This window comes from Natrialba sp. PRR66, assembly GCF_034808065.1.
Lineage (GTDB): Archaea > Halobacteriota > Halobacteria > Halobacteriales > Natrialbaceae > Natrialba > Natrialba aegyptia.
Genome location: NZ_JAXHGN010000051.1, coordinates 1 through 286, shown reverse-complemented (window position 1 = coordinate 286; position 286 = coordinate 1). Strand labels below are relative to the sequence as shown.

Here is a 286-nt window from a genome sequence, read left to right as displayed (position 1 = left end):
CTATGAGGACAAACGCGAGATAGCCACGGCACTCGACCGGATGGGAACCCACGTCATCGAAGCCGGGTTCCCCGTCAACTCCGACGCCGAGTTCGAGGCCGTAAGCGACATCGCTAAAAGCACAGATACGACGGTTTGCGGGCTGGCCCGCGTCGTCGACAAGGACATCGAAGCGGCCCTCGACGCTGGCGTCGAGATGGTGCACGTGTTCGCGTCCACCAGCGACGTGCAGATAGAGGATTCGATGCACGCGACCCGCGAGCAGGTGATGGAACGGTCCGTCGAC

The 286-nt window shown here is 62.6% G+C and carries 1 pseudogene; it reads left to right on the top strand.

Annotated elements, in window-relative coordinates:
• Nucleotides 1-286: pseudogene (locus SM755_RS23440) on the top strand (2-isopropylmalate synthase); the annotation flags it as partial.